Raw genomic sequence first — 21,496 nt, forward strand, 5'->3', positions numbered from 1 at the left:
GGTCGTAGCGCGTCGCACGCGGGACGAAAGAGCCCCGGCACCCTTCTCAGGGTGCCGGGGCTCCGTCATGCCATACCGGTGCCGCTATCCGGAGTTGCCTCCGAAGAAGCCGCCGCCACCGTTGTTGTTGCCGTTGCCGGTGCCCACGCTGGTGAGGGTGATCTGCGTGTTGCCGGGGTCGTCCACCTGGTTGCCCGAGCCCGGGTCCTGCTGGGTGACGATCGCGTTGTCGCCCTGATCGCTGTTGTCGGCGAACTGGATGTTGGTGAAGCCGTTCTGCTGAAGGATCGTCTTGGCGTTCGCCACCGTCTGGCCGACGACGTTCGGGACCTGGGTCTGGGAGACCTTGCCGATCTGGATGTTGACCGACGAGTTCTTGTCGACCTGCGTCCCGGCCGCGGGCGAGGTCGAGACGACCTTGCCGTTCAGGTTCGTGTCGGTGGTCGCCACCTCGGTGCAGTTGCCGACGAGGTTGTTCTGCTGCATCTGCGCCTTGGCGTCGTCACAGCTCTTGGCGCTGACGTCCGGGACCGTGGACTTCTCCTCGGCCTTGGCGACGGTCAGGGTGATCGTGGTGCCCTTCTGGACCTCGGCGCCGAGTGCCGGGTTCTGGTCCAGGACCGTTCCCGGGTCCTCGCTGGACACCTTCTGCTGTGTCTTCACGACGAACTTGTACTTGTCGCCCTCGAGCGTCGTGGTGGCGTCGTCGACGCTCTGGCCCACGACACTCGGTACGACGACCTTCGGCGCCCCGGTCGAGACGACCAGGTTGATGGTGTCGCCCTTGTTGACGTCGGTGCCCTCCTTCGGGTCCTGCGAGCAGACGCTGCCCTTCGGCGCGTTCTCACAGGCCTTGCGGGTGGGTTCCGCCAGCTTCAGGCCGGAGTTGACGGCCATGGTCTGCGCGCTGGCGTAGGTCTGGCCGACGAAGTTCGGCGCCGCGAACGGCTTGTCCGCGCCACCGTTCCCGCTGAACGCCCACTTCCCGATCAGGATCGCGCCCACCAGTACCAGGACCGCCGCCACGACCAGCAGGATCGTCGAGGTGTTCGACTTCTTCTTCTGCTGGCGGCGCCGGTCGGGACGGTCGTCGTAGCCGAAGCCGCCGTCGTCCGGGTTCATGGGGGGCAGCATCGTCGTGGCGCCGGCGTCGGAGCGCAGGGCCGTCGTCGCGTGGTCGTCGCCGTAGCCGCCGTAGCCGACCGAACCCATCGCCGCCGTCGCCGCGACCGGCTGGCCGTCGAGGCAGGCCTCGATGTCCATGCGCATCTCGTCGGCGGACTGGTAGCGGTAGTTGGGGTCCTTGGTGAGCGCCTTCAGGACGATCGCGTCCATCTCCGGCGTGATCTCCGCGTCGAAGACGCTCGGCGGCTGCGGCTCCTCGCGTACGTGCTGGTACGCCACCGCCACCGGGGAGTCGCCTACGAAGGGCGGCCGTACCGTCAGCAGCTCGTAGAGGAGGCAGCCCGTCGAGTAGAGGTCCGAGCGGGCGTCGACCTGCTCGCCCTTCGCCTGCTCCGGGGAGAGGTACTGGGCGGTGCCGATCACCGCGGACGTCTGCGTCATCGTCATGCCGGAGTCGCCCATCGCGCGGGCGATGCCGAAGTCCATCACCTTGACCTGGCCGGTGCGCGTCAGCATGACGTTGGCCGGCTTGATGTCGCGGTGGACGATGCCGTTGCGGTGCGAGTACTCCAGCGCCTGGAGGATGCCGATGGTCATCTCCATGGCCCGCTCCGGCAGCAGCTTGCGACCGCTGTGGAGCAGCTCACGGAGCGTGGAGCCGTCGACGTACTCCATGACGATGTACGGGATCGAGACCCCGTCGACGTAGTCCTCGCCCGTGTCGTAGACCGCGACGATCGCGGGATGGTTGAGCGAGGCGGCCGACTGGGCCTCCCGGCGGAACCGGGCCTGGAAGGAAGGGTCGCGCGCAAGGTCGACGCGCAGCGTCTTCACCGCCACCGTGCGGCCGAGGCGTGTGTCATGGGCGAGGTAGACCTCCGCCATGCCACCACGGCCGAGCACCTGGCCCAGCTCGTACCGGCCGCCGAGGCGACGCGGCTCTTCCATAGTTCCCTACCAGCCCTCTCCGTCGGTCCCGACCCGCACGGATGTGCGGTCGGAGGCTAGCCGTCCGGGCCTACCGTACCCGGCTGGCTTTGTGTGACCTGGCCAAGCCCGTCACCCGATACAGGACCGGTATCGCAACGTGCACCGATGTGAAGGGGACGTGAGCGGAGTCACTTCTTGCTGTCGATGACGGCCTCCATCACGCTCTTCGCGATCGGGGCCGCGAGGCCGCCGCCGGAGATGTCGTCACGGTTGGCCTTGTCGTCCTCGATGACCACGGCCACGGCGACCGGCGAGCTGCCGTCGGCGTTCTTGGCGTAGGAGAGGAACCAGGCGTACGGGTTCTCGCTGTTGTTCTCGCCGTGCTGGGCGGTACCGGTCTTGCCGCCGACGGTCACGCCGGGGATCTTGGCGCTGGTGCCGGTGCCCTTCTCGACGACCGTCTCCATCATCGACTGCAGGATCTGCGCGTTCTTCGACGACAGCGGCTGGCTGAGCTCTTCCGGCTCGGTCTGCGCGATGGTGTCGACGCCCGACGACTGGAGCTTGTCGACCATGTACGGCTTCATCAGCTTGCCGTCGTTGGCGACCGCGGAGGCGACCATGGCCATCTGCAGGGGGGTCGCGGCGGTGTTGTACTGGCCGATCGAGGACAGCGCGGTCTGCGACTGGTTCATGTTGTCGGAGAAGACCGAGGCGCTGGAGCGGATCGGCGTGAACTGCTCGGTGTCGAAGCCGAACTTCTTCGCCTCGGCCAGCATCTTGGCGTTGCCGAGGTCGGCGCCGACCTTGCCGAAGACGGTGTTGCAGGAGTACTGCAGCGCGACGCGCAGGGTCGCGTTCTTGCAGGGGATGTTGCCCTCGTTCTTCAGCGCGGTGGTGGTGCCCGGCATGATCCACGGCAGCGGCGAGTTGGTGGCCTCGTCGGCGGAGGAGTACAGGTTGTTCTCCAGCGCCGCGGACGCGGTGACCACCTTGAAGGTGGAGCCCGGCGGGTAGGTCTCGCGCAGCGCCCGGTTCAGCATCGGGTCGTCCGGGTCGTACTTCTTCTGGAGCTTCTGCCAGGCCTTGGCGTCCGTGGTGGTGGAGTTGCCCGCGAACGTCGAGGGGTCGTACGACGGGTAGGACGCCAGCGCCAGGATCTTGCCGGTGGACGGGTCGAGGGCGACGACCGCGCCCTTGCCGCCCTGCTTCTGCAGCCCGCTCCACGCGGCCTTCTGCGCGGCCTCGTTGAGGGTGGTGACGACGTTGCCGCCGGACTTCGTCTTGCCCGTGATCATGTCGAGGGTGTTGCGGAAGAAGAGCCGGTCGTCGGTGCCGGAGAGGATGCCGTCCTCGATGGACTCCAGCTGGTTGGCGCCGAAGGCCTGCGAGGCGTATCCCGTGACCGGCGCCCACATCGCGCCGTTCTTGTACGTGCGCTTGTACTTCAGGTCGTTCAGGCCGCTGGTGCTCGTCTCCGTGGAGCCGGTGATCGGGCTGCCGTCGACGATGATGTCGCCGCGCGGGGTGGAGTAGCGGGCGATGGTGACACGGCGGTTGTTCGGGTCGTCCTTGAGGCTGTCGGCCTTGACGTACTGGAGCCAGTTGTCGCGCAGCAACAGCGTCAGGACCAGGAGGCCGCAGAAGAGCGCGATCCGGCGCAGGGGCTTGTTCATGACGGGCGGACCACCTGGGTCATCTCGGCGTCGGGGCTGGGGGCCGGCGCGGGGGCCGGGCGGCGGGCGGTGTCGCTGATGCGGATCAGGATGCCGATCAGCGCCCAGTTGGCGATGACGGAGGAACCGCCGTACGCCACGAAGGGCATCGTCATACCGGTCAGCGGGATCAGGCCCATCACGCCGCCCGCGACGACGAAGACCTGGAGGGCCATACCGCCGGAGAGGCCGACGGCGAGGAGCTTGCCGAAGGGGTCGCGCGCGGCGAGGGCGGTGCGGACACCGCGCTCCACGATCAGGCCGTAGATGAGCAGGATCGCCATGATGCCGGCGAGGCCCAGTTCCTCGCCGAAGGTGGCGAGGATGAAGTCGGAGTTGGCGGCGAACCGGATGAGGTCGGAGTGGCCCTGGCCGAGACCGGTGCCGAGCGTGCCGCCGGAGCCGAAGGCCCACAGGGCCTCCATCGACTGCGCGGAGTGCCCGAGGACGGTCTTGCTGAGCGTGTACTCCTTCATCGGGTTGAGCCAGGCCTGGACGCGCTGCTGGACGTGCGACTCGAAGCTGGCCACGCCGACGGCGCCGGCCGCGGACATCAGCAGACCGAAGACGATCCAGCTGGTCCGCTCGGTGGCGACGTACAGCATGATGATGAACATGCCGAAGAACAGCAGCGAGGTTCCGAGGTCGGTCTCGAAGACCAGGATCAGGATCGAGATGAACCAGACGACCAGGATCGGTCCGAGGTCGCGACCGCGCGGCAGGTACAGGCCCATGAAGCGGCGGCTGGCCAGCGCGAGCGCGTCGCGCTTTACCATCAGGTAGCCGGCGAAGAAGATCGCGAGCACGATCTTCGCGAACTCACCGGGCTGGATGGAGAATCCGCCGACCGAGATCCAGATCTTCGCGCCGTAGATGTTGGCGCCGAGGCCCGGCACCAGCGGCAGCAGCAGGAGGACGAGCGCGCCGACCATGGAGATGTACGTGTAGCGCTGCAGGGCGCGGTGGTCCTTGAGGAAGATCAGGACGACGGCGAACAGTCCGATGCCCATCGCGGTGTACAGCAGCTGCCGGGGCGCCGCGTTGCCCGCCTGGTTGATGGACTGCAGCAGCTTCGACTGGTCGAGCCGCCAGATGATGACGAGTCCCATGCCGTTCAGCAGCGTCGCCAGTGGCAGCAGCAGCGGGTCCGCGTACGGCGCGAACTTGCGAACGGCCAGGTGCGCGACGCCGGCCAGCAGGCCGAGGCCCAGGCCGTAGCTCAGCAGCCCGGACGGCACCTGGTCGTTGATGGCCAGGCCCACGTTGGCGTAGGCGAACACCGGGATGGCGACGGCGAAGATCAGGAGCGCCAGCTCGGTGTTGCGCCGGCTCGGTGCGCCGATGGAGCCGATCGTGGACGTGTGGTGCGACGGCGTGTTGGTAGAACTGCTCATCGTGTGACGGGGCCTCTCACGGCTTGCCTATTACTTGCTGCACTGCGAGACGACCTGCTGCTCTTCCTCCGAAAGGCTGGGACCGGGGCTGGGAGTCGCAGACGGGGTCGGGGACGGGGACGTCGAAGTCGTGGTCGAAGGAGACGGCTTCGGCGTGGCCTTGGACGTGAGCGAGGTGCTGGTGGTTCCCGTGGTGCCACTGGGCTTGGTCGCGGCGCTCTCGCGCTCGGACTCCTTCTTGCACGCGGAGGCCTGCACGGCGAGGTCGTCGATCTTCTTCTGGGCGTCCTGCAGACCGCCCTCGGCGATCGTCGCCTTGACCTGCTTCTGCTGGTAGGGCGGGAGGTACTTGAGTTCGATGTCGGGGTGGTCCTTCTCCACCTTCGACAGCGAGACCCAGGCGAGGTCCTGGCTGATGCCCCGGTACAGGGCGACGTGTTCGCCGTTGGCGCCGACGAAGTACTGCGTCTGCGTCCAGCGCCAGCCGCCGTAGAGGCCGCCGCCGATGACCGCGAGCGCGAGCACGGTGTAGAAGGATCTCTTGAACCACTTGCGGCCCTTGGAGGGCTTCACGAAGTCGTCGTCGGTGTAGTCGCCGAAACTGCCCTCGGGGACGTAGCCGGTGGTGTCGCCGGAGCCGGGCGGGCCGAACTCGCCGCCCCCGCCGTTCTGTCCGGGCACCTGGCGGCCGAGCCCGGAGGCGCGGCCCGCCGGGGTCTGCATGATGGTGTTGTCGTGCTGGTGGAGCTGGTTCTCGGCGACCGCGCCGACGATGACCGGGGTGTCCGACAGCTGCGCGGCGAGGGTGTCGCCGGTGTCGAGGTCCAGGACGTCGGCGATGATCACCGTGATGTTGTCGGGGCCGCCGCCGCGCAGGGCGAGCTGGATCAGCTCCTGGACGGTCTCCTGGGGGCCCTGGTAGCTGGCGAGGGTGTCCTCCATCGTCTGGTGGGAGACGACTCCTGACAGCCCGTCGGAACAGATCAAGTACCGGTCGCCGGCGCGGACCTCACGGATCGACAGGTCCGGCTCGACGTGGTCGCCACTGCCGAGCGCGCGCATGAGCAGGGCGCGCTGCGGGTGGGTGGTGGCCTCTTCCTCGGTGATCCGGCCCTCGTCGACCAGCCGCTGCACCCAGGTGTGGTCCTGGGTGATCTGGGTCAGCACGCCGTCGCGCAGCAGGTACGCGCGCGAGTCGCCGACATGCACGAGGCCGAGCCGCTGCCCGGTCCACAGCAGGGCGGTGAGCGTGGTGCCCATGCCCTCCAGCTGGGGATCCTCCTCGACCATCATCCGCAGCTGGTCGTTGGCCCGCTGCACGGCGGTGCCGAGCGAGGTGAGGATGTCGGAGCCCGGCACGTCGTCGTCGAGCGAGACGATGGTGGAGATCACCTCGGAGGAGGCGACCTCACCGGCGGCCTGGCCGCCCATCCCGTCGGCGATCGCGAGGAGGCGTGGACCGGCGTAGCCGGAGTCCTCGTTGCCCTCGCGGATCATGCCTTTGTGCGATCCGGCGGCGAAGCGCAGTGACAGACTCATGCGCACCTCGCCCGTCGGCTCCGGGTACATCCGCACGGTGCCCACCCTCCGGTCGGGAGCGCGCCGGGGTCCGCCAGGCGGTCCGCCGCTGCGTGCTCGCTCCGCTCGCTCATTTTCGTACTACTTCCGCAGCTCGATGACGGTCTTGCCGATGCGGATCGGCGCGCCCAGCGGAATCGGTGTGGGGGTCGTCAGCCGGGACCGGTCCAGGTACGTGCCGTTCGTGGATCCGAGGTCCTCGACGATCCACTGGCCGTCGCGGTCCGGGTAGATCCTGGCATGACGGCTGGACGCGTAGTCGTCGTCCAGCACGATCGTCGAATCGTGCGCCCGGCCCAGGGTGATGGTCTGGCCCTGGAGGGCGACGGTGGTGCCGGTGAGGATTCCCTCACTGACGACGAGTTTGGTGGGGGCGTTACGGCCCCGCCGGCCGCCCCCGCCCGACTGCTGCTGGCGCTGCTGCGGAGGCGCCGCCTGCCGGGCGGCCTGCTGCTGCGGTCGTCCGGCTTCCCGTCGCGAGCCGCGCTGTGTGACACGCGTTCCGAACAGGTCGCTGCGGATGACCTGCACGGCCACGATCACGAACAGCCACAGTACGGCCAGGAAACCCAGCCGCATGACCGTGAGGGTCAGCTCTGACATTGCCCCCGCTTCACCCTTCGGCTTGCCGGTAAATGATGGTGGTGCTGCCCACGACGATCCGCGAGCCGTCGCGGAGCGTAGCGCGGGTGGTGTGCTGCCCGTCCACCACGATGCCGTTGGTGGACCCGAGATCCTGGATCGTCGAGGGCGTTCCGGTCCGGATCTCACAGTGCCGGCGGGATACGCCGGGGTCGTCGATCCGCACGTCGGCTTCGGTGCTGCGGCCCATCACCAACGTCGCGCGGGAGATCTGATGGCGGGCGCCGTTGATCTCCACCCAGTACCGCATCCGCGTGCCGGTCGCCGGGGCGGCGGGCGCGGGCTGGAGGTACGGCGCCGAGCCGCGGCCGCCGGGCGGCGGTGCGGCCGGCATGGGCGGCGGGGCGCTCGCGGGAGCGGCGGCGGGCGGATAGCCGTACCCGCCGGGCCGTCCCGCTGCCGGGGGCGCCGCCGGAGCGGGCGTCCCGGGAGCCTGCTGGTTGGTGGAGGAGGCGAGCGTACGGCTGCGCACCCGGTACAGACCGGTGTCGAGGTCGTCCGCCTTCTCCAGGTGGACCTTGATGGGTCCCATGAAGGTGTAGCGCTGCTGCTTGGCGTAGTCGCGCACCATGCCGGCGAGCTCGTCACCGAGCTGTCCGGAGTAGGGGCTGAGCCGCTCGAAGTCCGGCGTGCTCAGCTCCACGATGAAGTCGTTGGGTACGACGGTCCGGTCGCGGTTCCAGATCGTCGCGTTGTTGTCGCACTCCCGCTGGAGGGCGCCGGCGATCTCGACGGGCTGGACCTCGGACTTGAACACCTTGGCGAAGGTGCCGTTGACCAGACCTTCGAGGCGTTGCTCGAACTTCTTCAGGACTCCCATGGGGCACCTCCTCCGTCGTTGCCGCACTGGCTGTCGTACCGACCGCCGTGCCGGCTGCCGTGGTGATTGTCGGGCCGATTGTCGTGCTGACTGCCTTGGTACTGCTTACTGATCGTATCCACGCGCCGGTAAATCGGCTGGTTCCCCCTTGTCGGCCCGGTCGAACTCCTTCTGCCACTACTTCCTGGCAGTACTCCCGTCAGTACTCCTGCCCAGGATCGTAGAGGGGGCCGCAGACAAGTGTCCCGCACCTGACTGTGGACCTTGGCCGCCTCCTGGGGAGATGGCGGTTACCGGTACGAGGTTGATACGTGAACCGGTCCACGTTGATACGTGTGTTGATACGTGGCGGGGGGTGGGGGGCGTTCGGAGGGGGAGGTCGGAGGGGGTGGTGGGGTCCGGCCAGGGGTCGGCGGGGGTCGGCCGGGGGACGGCGGGAGGGGCGGGTGCGAGCTGGTGACCCCTGATGGGGGCCTCGCGCGGGTCGTCCCGCCCGCGGGAACGGGGGTCCTGCCCAGGGGAAAGGGATGTGAATCCACCCCGTGCACCGTGCTAATCTTCTGCATGTCGGAAGGCGCCAGCCCCCAGGGGAAGGGCCCGAGGACACACCCAATGCGCGGGTGGCGGAATAGGCAGACGCGCTGGATTCAGGTTCCAGTGCCCGAAAGGGCGTGGGGGTTCAACTCCCCCCTCGCGCACAGAAGGACACCGATGAAGGTGTCCGACAGCACCGACGAGACGGGCTCATCGTGATCACGATGAGCCCGTTTTGCTGTGCCCGGACGGTCGTGCGGGACGGTCGCGTGGTCGCCCTTTGAGGCTGCTGATCCTTGGTGGGTTGCTGAAGTGTGGGCTGTCTCACTCTTCGGGCTGGAGGGTGTCCGGCCGGGGTCGGGCGGGTTCGAGGGCCCAGGTGCCCAGGGGTGTGCTCTTGCGGCGAGGAAACGAATCACCTGGTCAGCGCGCTATCTCTTGATCACTCAAGTCGGTGAACCATCCCATCTGCCAGAAACATGATCGCGGCGATGGAGTTCTTTCCGGTCGGAAGAGATGCTCCGCCGAAGGGGATTGTTCATGGTCGCGCTGTACCGATCCAGGCTTTTCGCGGCTCTGGCTGCCGCGTGTGCTCTCGTGCTGACGAGCTCGCCGGTGGCTCTGGCCGGGGCTGTCGGGTCGACTCCTGTCCGGACCTTCGAGTACAGCGTCGGCGGCATGACGGTGAAGATTCCGACCGGGTGCCTGTTCACGCACATCGTCCGAGGTGGCGGGAAGCGGATCACCTATCAGAACGCGGGCGTCGATTGCGCCTTCGTCGGGGCGCTGAGCAGCGGGTTCTGCAACTGGCGCATCGACTTCACGTATGCCGACGCCGGCAACAGGACCTACCGGACGTCCCGAGGGCGGATGCATCCCGAGTGCAAGATCGACCCGATGAGGAACAACTCTCCCCAGACGTTGCCTCGTTATGGAAAGGCGTGTGCGCATCTCTATGTCAACGGGGTGCGGCGGGTGAGTCAGTGCCACCACATCACGAAGTGAGCCGTTCATGATCGATCAGCAGCAAGGGCGGGAACAGTCCTCGGAGGCGCGACGGCGGTCGGCCGGGATCGCCGCATTCGTGGCGGGCCTCGTGGTGACGCTCGCCTTCTTCGCCTTCTTTCCCGGGCTTCCGCACGTCATCGACTGGGGGGCGATCGTCGTCGCCGTCCTGGTGGGAGCGCTTGCCCGGTGGATCTGCCAGTCCTGGATGGGGAAGCGGGACAAGGAGAGTGAGTGAGCTCGGGCACGGTGCCGCGGCAGCGTGGGAAACGAGCTGGGCGCCGGCTTCCGTGATGCTTCGGCGAGCCCCGTCCCAGGTGAGGACAATCACACGTTGTTCTCACCTGAAACGGAGCCGGGCCGGAGACGGGACAGCGGCGGAGGCCGGGCGTCGGGTCAGGCTGCGAGGCGTTCTGCCAGGGTCTTGGCCTTGGTGGCCGCGTCGCCGAGGGCGCGTTCGCGGGACGCCTCGTAGAGCGGGACCAGGTCGGCCATCGCCGGGTTCTGCGGGGCCATGGTGAGCTCCGGGACGATGAACTCGGCGTCCAGGCCGAGGGCGTCGACGAGGACCGCCTTCAGGTAGTTCTGGACGTAGTCGTAGCCCTCGCGCGGGGTGCCCGGCCCGTAGGCGCCGCCGCGGCTGGCGATCACGACGGTCGGGATGCCCTTCACCTTCGAGTCCTCGGTCCCCGCGGTGCGGCCCATCAGGATCACGTTGTCCAGCCAGGCCTTCAGGGTCGAGGGGATCGTGGCGTTGTACATCGGGGCGCCGATCAGCACCGCGTCCGCCTGCTCCAGCTCCTCTATGAGCTTCACGCGCTCGGCGAAGGCCACCGCCTGCTCGGGCGTGTGCGTGGCCGGGTCGGCGAAGCCGGCGGTGTGGGCGTCGACGGTGATGTGCGGAACGGGGTTCGCGGCGAGGTCGCGGTGGATCACCGTGCCCTCCGGGTGCTGTTCCTCCCAGGACGTGCGGAAGGCGTCGGCGACCGCGCGGGAGGCGGAGGCGCCGGCGGGGAACACGGACGAGTCGATGTGCAGGAGCGTGGCCATGGGGGTCTCCAAGAGGTGTCGGCGAGGTGCCGGACGGGTGCCGGACGAGGCGTCGAACGGGTGCTGGGCGCGGCAGTCCCGTCGCGTTGTTCAGTAGCTGAGTTTTCGTACTCGACTATGAATAACACAGGTACTTACTTTTTTTCATCCCCGTACGGGAGGGCAGTACCCTGAGGGCATGGCGGTCGAGCAGAGTCACGGCACGGATCAGTGCAAGAAGGTCGACGACGGCATCACCCGTGTCTTCCAGCTGTTCGGAAAGCGCTGGACCGGGCCGATCGTGGCCGTCCTGATGGCGCAGCCCGTCCACTTCGCCGACCTGCGCCGGGCGATCCCGGGCATCAGCGAACGCATGCTCTCCGACCGCCTCACGGAACTCGGCGCCGCCGGGCTGCTCGTCCGCGAGGTCGACGAGGGCCCGCCGCTGCGCGTCTCGTACCGGCTGACGGAGTCGGGGAAGGCGCTGGGACCGGCACTTCGGGAACTCGGCGCGTGGGCGCAGGTGCATCTGCGCGAGGGGTGGCAGTCGAGCGGGTGTTAGGCCGAGGTAGGTGGGTGTAGACAGGCAGGCGGGTCGGGGTACGTCCGGTAGCTCGGGGTGGCCCGTCGGGTTGGGCCCGGGGCGGGCAGGGGCGCCGATCGCCGAGGCCTCCATCGGCATCGGAGGGGGCCTCGCTCGGCACCGCTGAGACCTCAATCGGCACCGCTGAGACCTCAATTGGTACCGGTGGGACCTCAATTGGTACCGGTGAGGCCGCGATCGGCACCGGTTTTCCACAGCCGCGGAGTTGTCCACAGGGTCTGACGTGTTTTCGCCGCCGGTTGTACGGTCGTCGCGAGTTGATGTTCGGACGAGCGCACGTGTGAGCGTGGGTGTGTGTACGGGGGAGGCGGTCGGTATGACCGAGGCTGGTATCCGTGTGGGCGGTGCGGGGCGCAGGTTGCCCGGGGTGCGGGGGTTCGCCACCTGGCCCGTGGAGGGGTCGCCCAAGGAGGAGGGGAAGGCGCTGCGGGCGAGCGTTCCGCGCAGCGCGCACGCCGCTCTCGATCTGGACGCCTCCCGCCCCGACGCGGTGACCGCGGTCGAGGAGTCCGGCCGCGGCCGCATCTCCGGCCTCACGCCGATACGGGTGGGCAGGATGGCGGCCACACCCTTCGCGTTCCTGCGCGGTTCGGCAGGACTCATGGCCTACGACCTCGCCCGCACCCCCATGACCCGGATCGGCGCCCAGATCTGCGGCGACGCCCACGCGGCCAACTTCGGCCTGTACGGCGACGCCCGCGGCGGCCTGGTCATCGACCTCAACGACTTCGACGAGACCGTGCACGGCCCCTGGGAGTGGGACCTCAAGCGGCTCGCCGCCTCGCTGGTGCTCGCGGGCCGGGAGGCCGGCGCCGACGAGGACACCTGCCGTACGGCGGCGCACGGCGCGGTGGGTTCCTACCGCCGCACCATGCGGCTGCTGGCCAAGCTCCCGGTGCTGGACGCGTGGAACGCCATCGCCGACGAGGAGTTGGTCTCCCACGCCGACGCCCGTGACCTGCTCGGCACGCTGGAGCGGGTCTCCGAGAAGGCGCGGGGCAACACCAGCGGACGGTTCGCGGCCAGGTCGACCGAGGCCGCCGAGGACGGCGGGCGCCGCTTCGTCGACGCGTCGCCGGTGCTGCGGCGGATCCCGGACGCGGAGGCCGCGGCGGTGGCGGCGTCCCTGGAGGAGTACCTGGACACGCTCTCCGAGGACCGTCTCCCGCTGCTCGCCCGGCACACGGTGCACGACGTCGCCTTCCGCGTCGTCGGCACGGGCAGCGTGGGCACGCGGTCGTACGTCGTGCTGCTCCTCGACCACCGCGGCGAACCGCTCGTCCTCCAGGTCAAGGAGGCCCGTCCCTCGGCGCTGGTCCCGCATCTGCTGACCGCCGGGTTCGACGCGCCGTCCGTCGCGCACGAGGGCCGGCGGGTGGTGCTCGGCCAGAAGCGGATGCAGGTCGTCAGCGACATCCTGCTGGGCTGGACGACGGTCGACGGACTCCCGTTCCAGGTACGGCAGTTCCGCAACCGCAAGGGCAGTGTCGACCCGGCCGCCCTCGCCGCCGACCAGATCGACGACTACGGCCGCATGACCGGCGCCCTCCTGGCCCGGGCCCACGCCCACAGCGCCGACCCGCGCCTGGTCGCCGGGTACTGCGGCAAGAAGGACGAACTGGACGAGGCGATAGCGACGTTCGCCGTGGCCTACGCCGACCGGACCGAGGCGGACCACGCGGAGTTGGTGGGGGCGGTGCGGGCGGGGCGGATCGCGGCGGAGATGGGGGTGTAGGCGGTTGGGAGCTGTGGGCTGTGAGCTGTGAGCCTGTGAGCCGGAGCCGTGAGCCGTGAGCCGTGAGCCGGAGCCGGAGCCGGAGCCGGAGCTGTGAGCGGGAAGCGGTGAACGGTGAGCGGGTGCGGGTGCCCGCTGTGATCGCGGGCGGGGGCGCTGATCGGGGCGGCGAGGCACCTCGGACCGTCTGTCCGCGAGGAGGGACTCGCACTGGCGGCGAGGCGGCATCCGCACTGGCTGCATGGCGGGACCCGCACCGGCGGCGACATGACCCGCCGTTCAGAAGGCACAGCCGACACCGCCAGCACAGCCGACATCGCCAGCACAGCCGGCACCGCTGGTACAGCTCACCCAAGGCACTGGCAGCACAGCCGACGCCCCACCGTCGGCGAGGTCACCCGCCGTCCACAAGGCCCCCGTACAGCCGACGCCCCGTCGCCCGTCGGGCCGTGGCCTACGCTGGGCGGGTGACGACCCCGGAAGCTGAGCAGTCCCAGTCCGTGCCCGTTGGTGAACCGGCACCGGAGCAGACGGGTGCCGAGGTGCCGTCCGCCGCCGGAGCCGTGGCGGGCGATGGTTCCGTGAGCGAGGGCACCGAGGGCGGTGCGGCCGACTTCCGTGCTGCCGACTTGCCTGCGGCCGACTCCCGTGATGCCGACGTCCCTCCGACCGAGGCCCCTCCCACCGACGCCCGCCCGACCGACGCCCACCCCGTCGACGGTGCCGCCCCCCGGCCCGAAGAACGGCTGGAGCGGGCCGTGCGCGCCGCCGAGCAGGCGTTGATCGAGTTCGAGATCGCGGTGGACACCTTCCGCATCGAGGTCGAGAACTTCTCCCGGCTGCACCACCAGAAGCTCGGCCCGATGTACACCCGCCTCGACGAGCTGGACGCCCGGATCGCCGAGGCCCTGGCCGCACGCACCGGCAACCCCGAGGACATCCGCAAGGCGGACGAGGCGCGGGCCCGGGTGATGCCGATGCCCGCGGTCGAGGAGCTGTTCCACGGCTGGATGGACGGCAACGGTCTGTTCCCGGAGGCCGAGGCGATGCTCACGGACCAGCCGGTCCGGCCCCCGCAACGGGTGCGCCCCAGCGAGGAGGCCCGCAAGCTCTACCGCGAGCTGGCCCGCAAGGCCCACCCCGACCTGGCGCAGGACGAGGACGAGCGCAAGCGGCGTGAGGAGTTCATCACCCGGGTCAACGCCGCCTACAGCCGCGGTGACGCCCCACTGCTGCGCGAGCTGGGTGAGGAGTGGGCGGCGGGACCGGCTCCGGCCGAGCGCGGCCCGAGCCCCAGCGAGGAGCTCTACGCCCGCCTCGAATGGCTCGCCCACCGCAAGGAACTCCTCACGCTCGTCGCCCGCGAACTGGAGGAGGGCGCCATCGGCTCCATGCTCCGGATCGCCCCGGACGACCCGGACCGTCTTCTCGACGAGATCGCCGAGCAGTTGCTCGCCCAGGTCGCCGAGCGGGAGGCCGAGCTGGCCAACCTGCTCGCACAGCCGCACGCGTCGGAAGGTCCGTCGGGTAGCGTCGGGCCATGAGTTTCGGAACTGGTGTGCCCACGGTCGAGGTCGGAGACCTCAAGGACGGCGACTTCCTGCTGGACGTCCGCGAGGACGACGAGTGGCAGGCGGGTCACGCCACGGGGGCGCTGCACATCCCCATCAGTGAATTCGTCGCCCGGTACGGCGAGTTGACCGAGGCGGCGCCGCAGGACGGCAGGGTCCATGTGATCTGCCGCTCCGGCGGGCGTTCGGCCCAGGTCACGATGTACCTGGCCCAGCAGGGCATCGACGCCGTGAACGTCGACGGCGGCATGCAGGTGTGGGCCGCCGCAGGCCGACCCGTCGTCACGGACGAGGGCCAGCCGGGTTTCGTGCTGTAGCTGTAGCTGTAGCTGTAGCCGCAACTGCCCTTGGCGCAGGCGGGGTTCAGCTCAACTGATGGGCCGCCAGCAGATCCCCCAGTGCCTCCTCGTGTGCCGCCGCCGGGCCGAGCGACAGCTCCAGGTGCTTGGCCCAGGCGTGGTACCGGTGCAGCGGATATTCGGTGTCGGCGCCGAACCCTCCGTGCAGATGCTGCGCGGTCTGCACGACCCGTCGTACCCCCTCCGCCGCCCAGATCTTGGCCACGGCCAGGTCCGCGGCGGCGGGCAGCGCGCCCGATGCCCCCGAGGCGATCCGCCACGCGGCCTGCCACAGGGTGGCCTCCATCGCGCGCAGGTCGATGTAGCGGTCGGCGGCCTGTACGGCGACGGCCTGGAAGGTCGCGACGGGGAACCCGAACTGCTCGCGCCTGCTCGTGTATTCGCCGGTCATGCGCAGCACGGCGGTGCCGAGGCCGAGGGACAGCGCGCAGGTGCCGGCGGTCAGCAGGTCCCGCAGCCACTCCCAGGCGCCGTCGGCGTCGATGACGTCGACCCTTGCGATCGGCACGGATTCCAGGCGCAGTTCGCCGAGCAGCTCGCCCGTGGTGGAGATCTGCTCGGCGAGGACGACGCCCTCGCGGTCCGGGGCGACCAGCGCGAGGACGGTCCGGCCGGTGTCCGTGTGCGCCGGTACGACGACCAGGTCCGCGGTGTGCGCCCACGGCACCGCGGTCTGCACCCCGTCCAGCACCCACCGGTCACCGTCCCGCCGTGCCGTCACGGCGAGTTCGGCCGGGTCGTGGCCGGTGCGGCCGTGCGCGGCGACGGTCAGCACGAGGTCGCCGTGGCCGGCCCGGGTGAGCAGGGCGGACCTCAACTCCTCGCCGCCGTAGGCCTGTACGGCCGCCGCGGCCGCGCTGCTCTCCAGGAGCGGCACCCTGGCCAGCACCTTCGCCGACTCCCGCAGCACCAGGCAGAGGGCGATCGCGTCCAGGCCCGCGCCGCCGTACGCCTCGTCGAGCAGCAGGCTCAGCAGGTCCGCCTCGGCGAGCCTGGTCCACAGCGCGCGGTCGAAGTCCTCGGCCACGGCGCCCGTCGTGTCGGCCGGACTGGGCACACCGTCCGGCGCGACATCGGCGAACACCCCCGCCGCCGCCTCGGCCGCCGCCTGCTGCTCCTCGCTGAAGGTGAAGTCCACGGTCCCTGCCCTTCCGCACGCGCGCACCGGCCAACAGCCGGACTTCCGACCAGATCTGACGGAGCGTCAAGGTAGAACAGGTTCTAGAAGAAGGGAACGGGCGCACCTCCGGGGTATGCACTACGGGGTATGGGTCAGTGATCGAGGGGACGTACGGCACCCGGCCGCGGGAGCTACCGGACGACCGATCGTTCGGTTCGGGGATTCAATGGTGGGATGCGCCGAGGAGAGGTGTGAACGGCTGTGGATAACCTGCGGACAGCCGCTGTGGACAACCTGTGTGGCCGGTGAGGCAGGGGGCTGTGCCCGGGGCGTGCCCCTGAGTACCGTTCCGTGCGGCGCCGGGGAGTGATAGGCGTGGAGCGCCGCCGGGCCTCGCGGCCGGGCGGGTGCGGTGGACGGTGGCCGATGGACGGACGGGACTCGGAAACGGGGCGGAATGGACGCGAACGACGGAGGCTCGAACGCCCCCGAGGAGAGCGGGCGGAAGCCTGCCTCCGACGAGGGGCCAGGCACGCCGGTCGCGCCTGAGGGCCCGCGCCCACCGGCCGTACCCGAGGGCCCGCGCCCACCCGTCGTACCTGAGGGCCCGCCCCCGCCTGCCACCCCGGAGGGCCCGCGCACGGCCGCCGCCTCCGGATGGCCGCACGTGCCCGCCCAGCAGCCCCCTCACCCGCCCCCGTCCGAGCCGCAGCCGCAGCCGCAGCCGCAGCCGTCGTACGGTCCCACCGTCCCTGCGGACGCCCCCGCCACCGCCCCCGCCACCGTCCCCGCGTACCCCGACGCCCGTATCGGCGTCGCCGCGCTGTCCCTGCGCTATCAGGTCGGTGCCGCGCTGGCGGTCGCGGTCGTCGCGGTGGCGGCGCTCGTCCATCTCGGGATGGTGTTCCTGCACGTCGCGCCGTCGAACACGGTGACGAAGCAGCACGGCAAGGCGATCGACGAGTGGATCTATCCGGAGTTCGAGCAGAACTGGAAGCTGTTCGCGCCGAACCCGTTGCAGCAGAACATCGAGGTCCAGGTGCGCGCAGATGTCCGTGGCGCGGACGGTACGACCCGTACGACCGGCTGGTACGACCTGTCGGCCGAGGACGGCGCGGCCATCGACGGCAATCTGCTGCCGAGCCACACCGAGCAGAACGAGTTGCGCCGGGCCTGGGACTTCCTCACCGCCACGCACGACAACGCCAACCGCCCGATCGGCCTGCGCGGCACCCTCGCGGAGACGTATCTGCGGCGCATCGTCGTGCTGCGCCTGGACCGGGACGACGCGGCCGGGAAGGGCGGCGCCGTCCAGCGCGTCCAGGTCCGCTCCCGCACCACCAACGTGCCCCCGCCCGAGTGGAGTGACGAGCAGGTGTCGACGACCCCCCAGTACCGCCTGCTGCCCTGGTGGCCGGTCCCGGCGGACGAGGCCGCGGGAGGCGTCCGGTGAACGACTTCGGAGTCTCGGTCTCCCGAGGCATCGCCCGCGTCACCGAGTCGGCCCTGGGCCCCTACCAGAGCGCCGTGATCCGCATCGGCTTCGCCGGCACCTGGCTGCTGTTCCTGCTCCGCGAACTGCCCCACCGCCAGGAGCTCTACGGCCCCGACGGACCGTGGAGCTGGGACCTGGCCCGCCAACTGGTCGCGGACAACGGCGCGTTCACCGCCCTGATGTGGTGGGACGGGCAGTTCTGGTTCGAGGCGGTGTACGCGCTGGCCGTGCTGGCGAGCGTCCTGCTGCTCCTGGGCTGGCGCACCCGCACGATGTCCGTGCTCTTCATGGTCGGCGTGCTCTCGCTGCAGAACCGCAGCGTCTTCATGGGCGACGGAGGCGACAACGTCCTGCACCTGATGTCCATCTACCTGGTGTTCACCCGCTGCGGCCAGGTCTGGTCCCTCGACGCGCGCCGGGCCGCGCGTACGCGGGAGGCACGCACGCGGGAGGCACGCACGCGTGGGGAGTGGATTCCCGACCGGGTCGGGCCCGTCCTGTGGGTCGTCCTCGGCGCGGTACTCGTCGCGGTGACCGCGGGGGGCCGGTTCGACAGCGACTGGTTCGTGCCCGCGCTCCTGTGGGGCGTCTGGCTGGCGCAGGCCCTGTGGTGGGTCATCGGGCAGTACGCGAAGTCGTACGAGCCCCGGGTGCTGCTCGACATCGTCGCGAACGTGATCCACAACGGCGCGCTGTTCGTGATCGCGAGCGAGGCCTGCCTCATCTACGCGACGGCCGGCTGGTACAAGATCCAGGGTTCCCGCTGGCAGGACGGCACCGCCGTCTACTACCCGCTCCACCTCGACTACTTCTCCCCCTGGCCCGCCCTCGCCGACCTCCTGGCCGGCAACGGCACCATGGTCATGCTCGTGACCTACGGGACCGTGATCGTCCAGGTCGCCTTCCCGTTCACGCTCTTCAACCGCCGCGTCAAGAACGTCCTGCTGGCCCTGATGATGACCGAGCACGCCGCGATCGCCGTCCTCCTGGGCCTGCCGTTCTTCTCCCTCGCGATGATCGCGACGGACGCGGTCTTCCTGCCCACGTCGTTCCTGCGGAGGCTGGGCGGGTGGGTGGCACGCGCGCGTGGGCGGGTGTTTTCCGCGGGCGGCCCAACGCCGCTCCCCGAAGGGGGCGACTCCGTCCCGCTACCGGAGGACCCCGAGCACGCCCACGTAGCTCCGGAGAGCCGCAGTACACCCACGTAGGCTGCACGGCATGACCGCCCCCGACCCCGCCACAACCGCCTGGCGCCGGCTCGCCGACACTTCCGTGCTGCTCGACGGTTTCCACGCCCTGAAGCACGCTCTGCGCTTCGGCGCGGAGGTCCCGGTGGCGGTCGCCACGGACCGACGGGCGGCCCTCGCCCTCGCCGACGAACTGGCCCCTGACGTACGGGACACCCTGGACGCGTTGCTGACAGAGGTCCCGGAGGACACGTACCGAACCTTCGTGCCGCGCCCCCACCCCACCGCGGTGGCCGCCCTGGCCGTACGCCCCGCGCGCGACGCCAATCTCCGGCAGCTCGCTCACACGCCCCGCAGCGCACCCGTGATCGTCCTCGACAACCCGCGCAACCTGGGCAACGCCGGCGCCGTGATCCGCCTCGCCGCCGGTTTCGGGGTGACCGGAGTGGTCACCACCGGCACCCTCGACCCCTGGCACCCCACGGTCGTACGAGCCGGGGCGGGCCTGCACTACGCGACCGCTGTGGAGCGCCTGACGGTCGACGAGCTGCCGCCCGGCCCGGTGTTCGCCCTGGACCCGGAGGGCGACGACATCCGGGCCCTGAAACTCCCGGACGACGCCGTCCTCGCCTTCGGCTCCGAACGCAGCGGCCTTTCCACCGAACTCCGCGCGCGCACCGACCACTTGGTGTCCCTACCGATGCGCCCCCAGGTCTCCAGCTACAACCTGGCGACGAGCGTGGCCATGACCCTGTACCACTGGAGCACGTCCACTGCAGCGCCCCTTTAGGGGCGCGGGGAACGGCGCGACCAGCCACAACGAACCGGTCAGTCGCACACCAACCGCACCCCCGAGCTCCTAGGCGTCCCGACGAACCTCGACAACCCGGAACCGGTTGGCGACAAACGCCCCATCACACAGGGCGGCGTTGGCAGCCGGGTTGCCACCAGACCCGTGGAAGTCGGAGAACGCGGCGGTCTGGTTGACGAACACCCCACCCGTCAGATTCAGCGACAACTGGGCAGCCTCCTCAAGGCAAACCTCCTCGACGGCCCGCTCAACCCCCTCGTCGGTGGTGTACGCCCCGACAGTCATCGCACCCTTCTCCCGCACAGTCCGCCGCAACAACTCCACCGCGTCCCCCGCCGAGTCGACCGCGACGGCGAAGGACACCGGCCCGAAGCACTCGCTCATGTACGCGGCCTCGTCGTCCGGCTTCGCCCCGTCCAGCTTCACGATCACCGGCGTACGGACGACCGCGTCCGGGAACTCCGGGTTGCTGATCTCCCGTGAGGCGAGGGCGACTTCACCCAGGCCGGCGGCAGCCTCCAGGCGGGCCTTCACGTCCGGGTTGACCAGCGCGCCCAGCAGACCGTTGGCGCGCGCGTCGTCACCGAGGAGGCCGTCCACGGACCGCGCGAGGTCGGCGACGACCTCGTCGAAAAACTTGGGCCCCTGGTCGGTGCCGATGCCGTCGCGGGGGATCAGCAGGTTCTGCGGGGTCGTGCACATCTGGCCGCTGTACAGGGACAGGGAGAACGCCAGGTTCGACAGCATCCCCTTGTAGTCGTCGGTCGACTCGACGACGACCGTGTTGACGCCGGCCTTCTCCGTGTAGACCTGCGCCTGGCGGGCGTTGGTCTCCAGCCAGTCGCCGAAGCCCGTCGACCCCGTGTAGTCGATGATCCGGATCTCGGGGCGGGTGGCCAGCGTCTTGGCGATGCCCTCACCGGGACGCTCGGCGGCCAGTGCCACCAGGTTCGGGTCGAAGCCCGCCTCGGTGAGCACCTCGCGTGCGATCTGCACCGTGAGCGCGAGCGGCAGCACCGCGCGCGGGTGGGGCTTCACCAGGACCGCGTTGCCGGTGGCGAGGGAGGCGAACAGGCCCGGATAGCCATTCCATGTGGGGAAGGTGTTGCAGCCGATGACCAGGGCGGTCCCGCGCGGCACCGGCGTGAACTGCTTGTTCATCACCAGTGGGTCGCGCTTGCCCTGCGGCTTGGTCCACTCCGCGACGGCGGGCGTGCGGACCTGCTCCGCGTACGCGTACGCCACCGCCTCCAGGCCGCGGTCCTGGGCGTGCGGGCCGCCCGCCTGGAACGCCATCATGAAGGCCTGGCCGCTGGTGTGCATGACCGCGTGCGCGAACTCGTGCGTCCGGTCGCTGATCCGCTTGAGGATCTCGATGGAGACCACGGCACGCGTCTCCGCGCCCGCGTCCCGCCACGCCCGCTGCCCGGCGCGCATGGCCGGCAGCAGCACGTCCAGGTCCGCGTGCGGGTACGTCACGCCCAACTCGACGCCGTACGGTGACACTTCGCCGCCCACCCAGTCGTCCGTGCCGGGCTGGCCGAGGTCGAGGCGGGTGCCCAGGAGGGCGTCGAAGGCGGCCTTGCCCGCCGCCGCGTCCAGGCTGCCGTGCTCGCCGTAGGCCTTGGGGTGTTCGGGGTGCGGGGACCAGTACGCGCGTGTGCGGATCGCTTCGAGCGCCTGGTCGAGTGTCGGCCGGTGCCGGGCGATCAGCTCGGGCGCGGTCAGTTCGGCGGCCATGCGGGACCAACTCCTCGTTTCAAGAACTCGTCTGCGAGCTCATGACCTGGGCAGAGACTTGGGCGGGAACAGGCAGTCAGAGTTAGAGTAACCGAACGATCG

The 21,496-nt window shown here is 69.9% G+C and carries 18 protein-coding genes and 1 tRNA gene; 10 read left to right on the forward strand and 9 right to left on the reverse strand.

Annotated elements, in window-relative coordinates; all coding sequences use genetic code 11:
* Positions 1–84: 84 nt before the first annotated feature.
* From pknB to R2B38_RS20225, 6 genes are all read right to left on the reverse strand, one after another.
* On the reverse strand, positions 85–2,073 hold the full coding sequence (gene pknB / locus R2B38_RS20200) for a Stk1 family PASTA domain-containing Ser/Thr kinase (protein WP_318017469.1): 1,989 nt from the start codon (positions 2,071–2,073) through the stop codon (positions 85–87).
* Between the two features lie 170 nt (positions 2,074–2,243).
* Positions 2,244–3,731, reverse strand: coding sequence for a penicillin-binding protein 2 (locus R2B38_RS20205; protein ID WP_318017470.1), 1,488 nt, complete (start codon positions 3,729–3,731; stop codon positions 2,244–2,246).
* Positions 3,728–5,164 (reverse strand): FtsW/RodA/SpoVE family cell cycle protein, encoded by a 1,437-nt coding sequence (locus R2B38_RS20210; RefSeq protein WP_033285712.1) that lies wholly within the window; start codon positions 5,162–5,164, stop codon positions 3,728–3,730. Before R2B38_RS20210 ends, R2B38_RS20205 begins: the two co-directional genes overlap by 4 nt.
* A gap of 30 nt (positions 5,165–5,194) precedes the next feature.
* On the reverse strand, positions 5,195–6,733 hold the full coding sequence (locus R2B38_RS20215; protein WP_318021744.1) for a Stp1/IreP family PP2C-type Ser/Thr phosphatase: 1,539 nt from the start codon (positions 6,731–6,733) through the stop codon (positions 5,195–5,197).
* 90 nt (positions 6,734–6,823) lie between these two features.
* On the reverse strand, positions 6,824–7,345 hold the full coding sequence (locus R2B38_RS20220) for an FHA domain-containing protein (RefSeq protein ID WP_019073543.1): 522 nt from the start codon (positions 7,343–7,345) through the stop codon (positions 6,824–6,826).
* Between the two features lie 10 nt (positions 7,346–7,355).
* The gene (locus R2B38_RS20225; protein ID WP_318017471.1) at positions 7,356–8,204 is read right to left on the reverse strand and encodes a DUF3662 and FHA domain-containing protein; all 849 of its coding nucleotides are present in this window, start codon (positions 8,202–8,204) and stop codon (positions 7,356–7,358) included.
* A 614-nt stretch (positions 8,205–8,818) separates the two neighbouring features.
* Here R2B38_RS20225 and R2B38_RS20230 point away from each other — a divergent pair.
* The 3 genes from R2B38_RS20230 (at position 8,819) to R2B38_RS20240 (ending at position 9,981) form a co-directional block, all read left to right on the forward strand.
* Positions 8,819–8,902 (forward strand) — tRNA-Leu (locus R2B38_RS20230).
* Positions 8,903–9,278: 376 nt separating this feature from the next.
* On the forward strand, positions 9,279–9,743 hold the full coding sequence (locus tag R2B38_RS20235; protein WP_318017472.1) for a hypothetical protein: 465 nt from the start codon (positions 9,279–9,281) through the stop codon (positions 9,741–9,743).
* A gap of 7 nt (positions 9,744–9,750) precedes the next feature.
* Positions 9,751–9,981: a hypothetical protein gene (locus R2B38_RS20240; protein WP_318017473.1), complete on the forward strand. Its 231-nt coding sequence runs from the start codon at positions 9,751–9,753 to the stop codon at positions 9,979–9,981.
* A gap of 158 nt (positions 9,982–10,139) precedes the next feature.
* Here the strand turns inward: R2B38_RS20240 and R2B38_RS20245 are convergent, their stop codons facing one another.
* Positions 10,140–10,793: an FMN-dependent NADH-azoreductase gene (locus tag R2B38_RS20245; protein WP_318017474.1), complete on the reverse strand. Its 654-nt coding sequence runs from the start codon at positions 10,791–10,793 to the stop codon at positions 10,140–10,142.
* 178 nt (positions 10,794–10,971) lie between these two features.
* Between R2B38_RS20245 and R2B38_RS20250 the strand changes: the two genes are divergently transcribed.
* From R2B38_RS20250 to R2B38_RS20265, 4 genes are all read left to right on the forward strand, one after another.
* The gene (locus tag R2B38_RS20250) at positions 10,972–11,334 is read left to right on the forward strand and encodes a helix-turn-helix domain-containing protein (RefSeq protein ID WP_318017475.1); all 363 of its coding nucleotides are present in this window, start codon (positions 10,972–10,974) and stop codon (positions 11,332–11,334) included.
* Between the two features lie 358 nt (positions 11,335–11,692).
* A complete protein-coding gene (locus R2B38_RS20255) occupies positions 11,693–13,111 on the forward strand; it encodes a DUF2252 domain-containing protein (protein ID WP_318017476.1) in 1,419 nt (472 codons plus the stop codon).
* A gap of 467 nt (positions 13,112–13,578) precedes the next feature.
* Entirely contained in the window at positions 13,579–14,655 is a 1,077-nt protein-coding gene (locus R2B38_RS20260) for a hypothetical protein (protein ID WP_411978479.1), read from the forward strand.
* Between the two features lie 14 nt (positions 14,656–14,669).
* On the forward strand, positions 14,670–14,999 hold the full coding sequence (locus tag R2B38_RS20265; protein ID WP_043675918.1) for a rhodanese-like domain-containing protein: 330 nt from the start codon (positions 14,670–14,672) through the stop codon (positions 14,997–14,999).
* Positions 15,000–15,045: 46 nt separating this feature from the next.
* Here the strand turns inward: R2B38_RS20265 and R2B38_RS20270 are convergent, their stop codons facing one another.
* A complete protein-coding gene (locus tag R2B38_RS20270; protein ID WP_318017477.1) occupies positions 15,046–16,179 on the reverse strand; it encodes an acyl-CoA dehydrogenase family protein in 1,134 nt (377 codons plus the stop codon).
* Between the two features lie 439 nt (positions 16,180–16,618).
* Here R2B38_RS20270 and R2B38_RS20275 point away from each other — a divergent pair, with 439 nt between their 5' ends.
* The 3 genes from R2B38_RS20275 to R2B38_RS20285 are packed head-to-tail and all read left to right on the forward strand — an operon-like array spanning position 16,619 to position 19,633.
* A complete protein-coding gene (locus R2B38_RS20275; RefSeq protein ID WP_318017478.1) occupies positions 16,619–17,614 on the forward strand; it encodes a DUF5819 family protein in 996 nt (331 codons plus the stop codon).
* Positions 17,611–18,864, forward strand: a complete 1,254-nt coding sequence (locus R2B38_RS20280) for an HTTM domain-containing protein (protein WP_318017479.1) — start codon at positions 17,611–17,613, stop codon at positions 18,862–18,864. The genes R2B38_RS20275 and R2B38_RS20280 overlap by 4 nt, the downstream gene beginning before the upstream one ends.
* A 10-nt stretch (positions 18,865–18,874) precedes the next feature.
* Positions 18,875–19,633 carry a TrmH family RNA methyltransferase gene (locus R2B38_RS20285; protein ID WP_318017480.1) on the forward strand — a complete coding sequence of 253 codons (759 nt, stop codon included), beginning with the start codon at positions 18,875–18,877 and terminating at the stop codon, positions 19,631–19,633.
* Positions 19,634–19,702: 69 nt separating this feature from the next.
* Here the strand turns inward: R2B38_RS20285 and paaN are convergent, their stop codons facing one another.
* A complete protein-coding gene (paaN, locus tag R2B38_RS20290) occupies positions 19,703–21,394 on the reverse strand; it encodes a phenylacetic acid degradation protein PaaN (protein ID WP_318017481.1) in 1,692 nt (563 codons plus the stop codon).
* Between the last annotated feature and the right edge of the window lie 102 nt (positions 21,395–21,496).

The organism is Streptomyces sp. N50 (assembly GCF_033335955.1).
GTDB lineage: Bacteria > Actinomycetota > Actinomycetes > Streptomycetales > Streptomycetaceae > Streptomyces.

Excerpts from the sequence above, each read along its gene's own strand:
- pknB (WP_318017469.1), bottom strand. The coding sequence starts at position 2,073 with ATGGAAGAGCCGCGTCGCCTCGGCGGCCGGTACGAGCTGGGCCAGGTG.
- R2B38_RS20285 (WP_318017480.1), top strand. The coding sequence starts at position 18,875 with ATGACCGCCCCCGACCCCGCCACAACCGCCTGGCGCCGGCTCGCCGAC.
- R2B38_RS20205 (WP_318017470.1), bottom strand. The coding sequence starts at position 3,731 with ATGAACAAGCCCCTGCGCCGGATCGCGCTCTTCTGCGGCCTCCTGGTC.
- R2B38_RS20220 (WP_019073543.1), bottom strand. The coding sequence starts at position 7,345 with ATGTCAGAGCTGACCCTCACGGTCATGCGGCTGGGTTTCCTGGCCGTA.
- R2B38_RS20275 (WP_318017478.1), top strand. The coding sequence starts at position 16,619 with ATGGACGCGAACGACGGAGGCTCGAACGCCCCCGAGGAGAGCGGGCGG.
- R2B38_RS20235 (WP_318017472.1), top strand. The coding sequence starts at position 9,279 with ATGGTCGCGCTGTACCGATCCAGGCTTTTCGCGGCTCTGGCTGCCGCG.
- R2B38_RS20240 (WP_318017473.1), top strand. The coding sequence starts at position 9,751 with ATGATCGATCAGCAGCAAGGGCGGGAACAGTCCTCGGAGGCGCGACGG.
- paaN (WP_318017481.1), bottom strand. The coding sequence starts at position 21,394 with ATGGCCGCCGAACTGACCGCGCCCGAGCTGATCGCCCGGCACCGGCCG.
- R2B38_RS20210 (WP_033285712.1), bottom strand. The coding sequence starts at position 5,164 with ATGAGCAGTTCTACCAACACGCCGTCGCACCACACGTCCACGATCGGC.
- R2B38_RS20255 (WP_318017476.1), top strand. The coding sequence starts at position 11,693 with ATGACCGAGGCTGGTATCCGTGTGGGCGGTGCGGGGCGCAGGTTGCCC.
- R2B38_RS20215 (WP_318021744.1), bottom strand. The coding sequence starts at position 6,733 with ATGTACCCGGAGCCGACGGGCGAGGTGCGCATGAGTCTGTCACTGCGC.
- R2B38_RS20245 (WP_318017474.1), bottom strand. The coding sequence starts at position 10,793 with ATGGCCACGCTCCTGCACATCGACTCGTCCGTGTTCCCCGCCGGCGCC.
- R2B38_RS20250 (WP_318017475.1), top strand. The coding sequence starts at position 10,972 with ATGGCGGTCGAGCAGAGTCACGGCACGGATCAGTGCAAGAAGGTCGAC.
- R2B38_RS20225 (WP_318017471.1), bottom strand. The coding sequence starts at position 8,204 with ATGGGAGTCCTGAAGAAGTTCGAGCAACGCCTCGAAGGTCTGGTCAAC.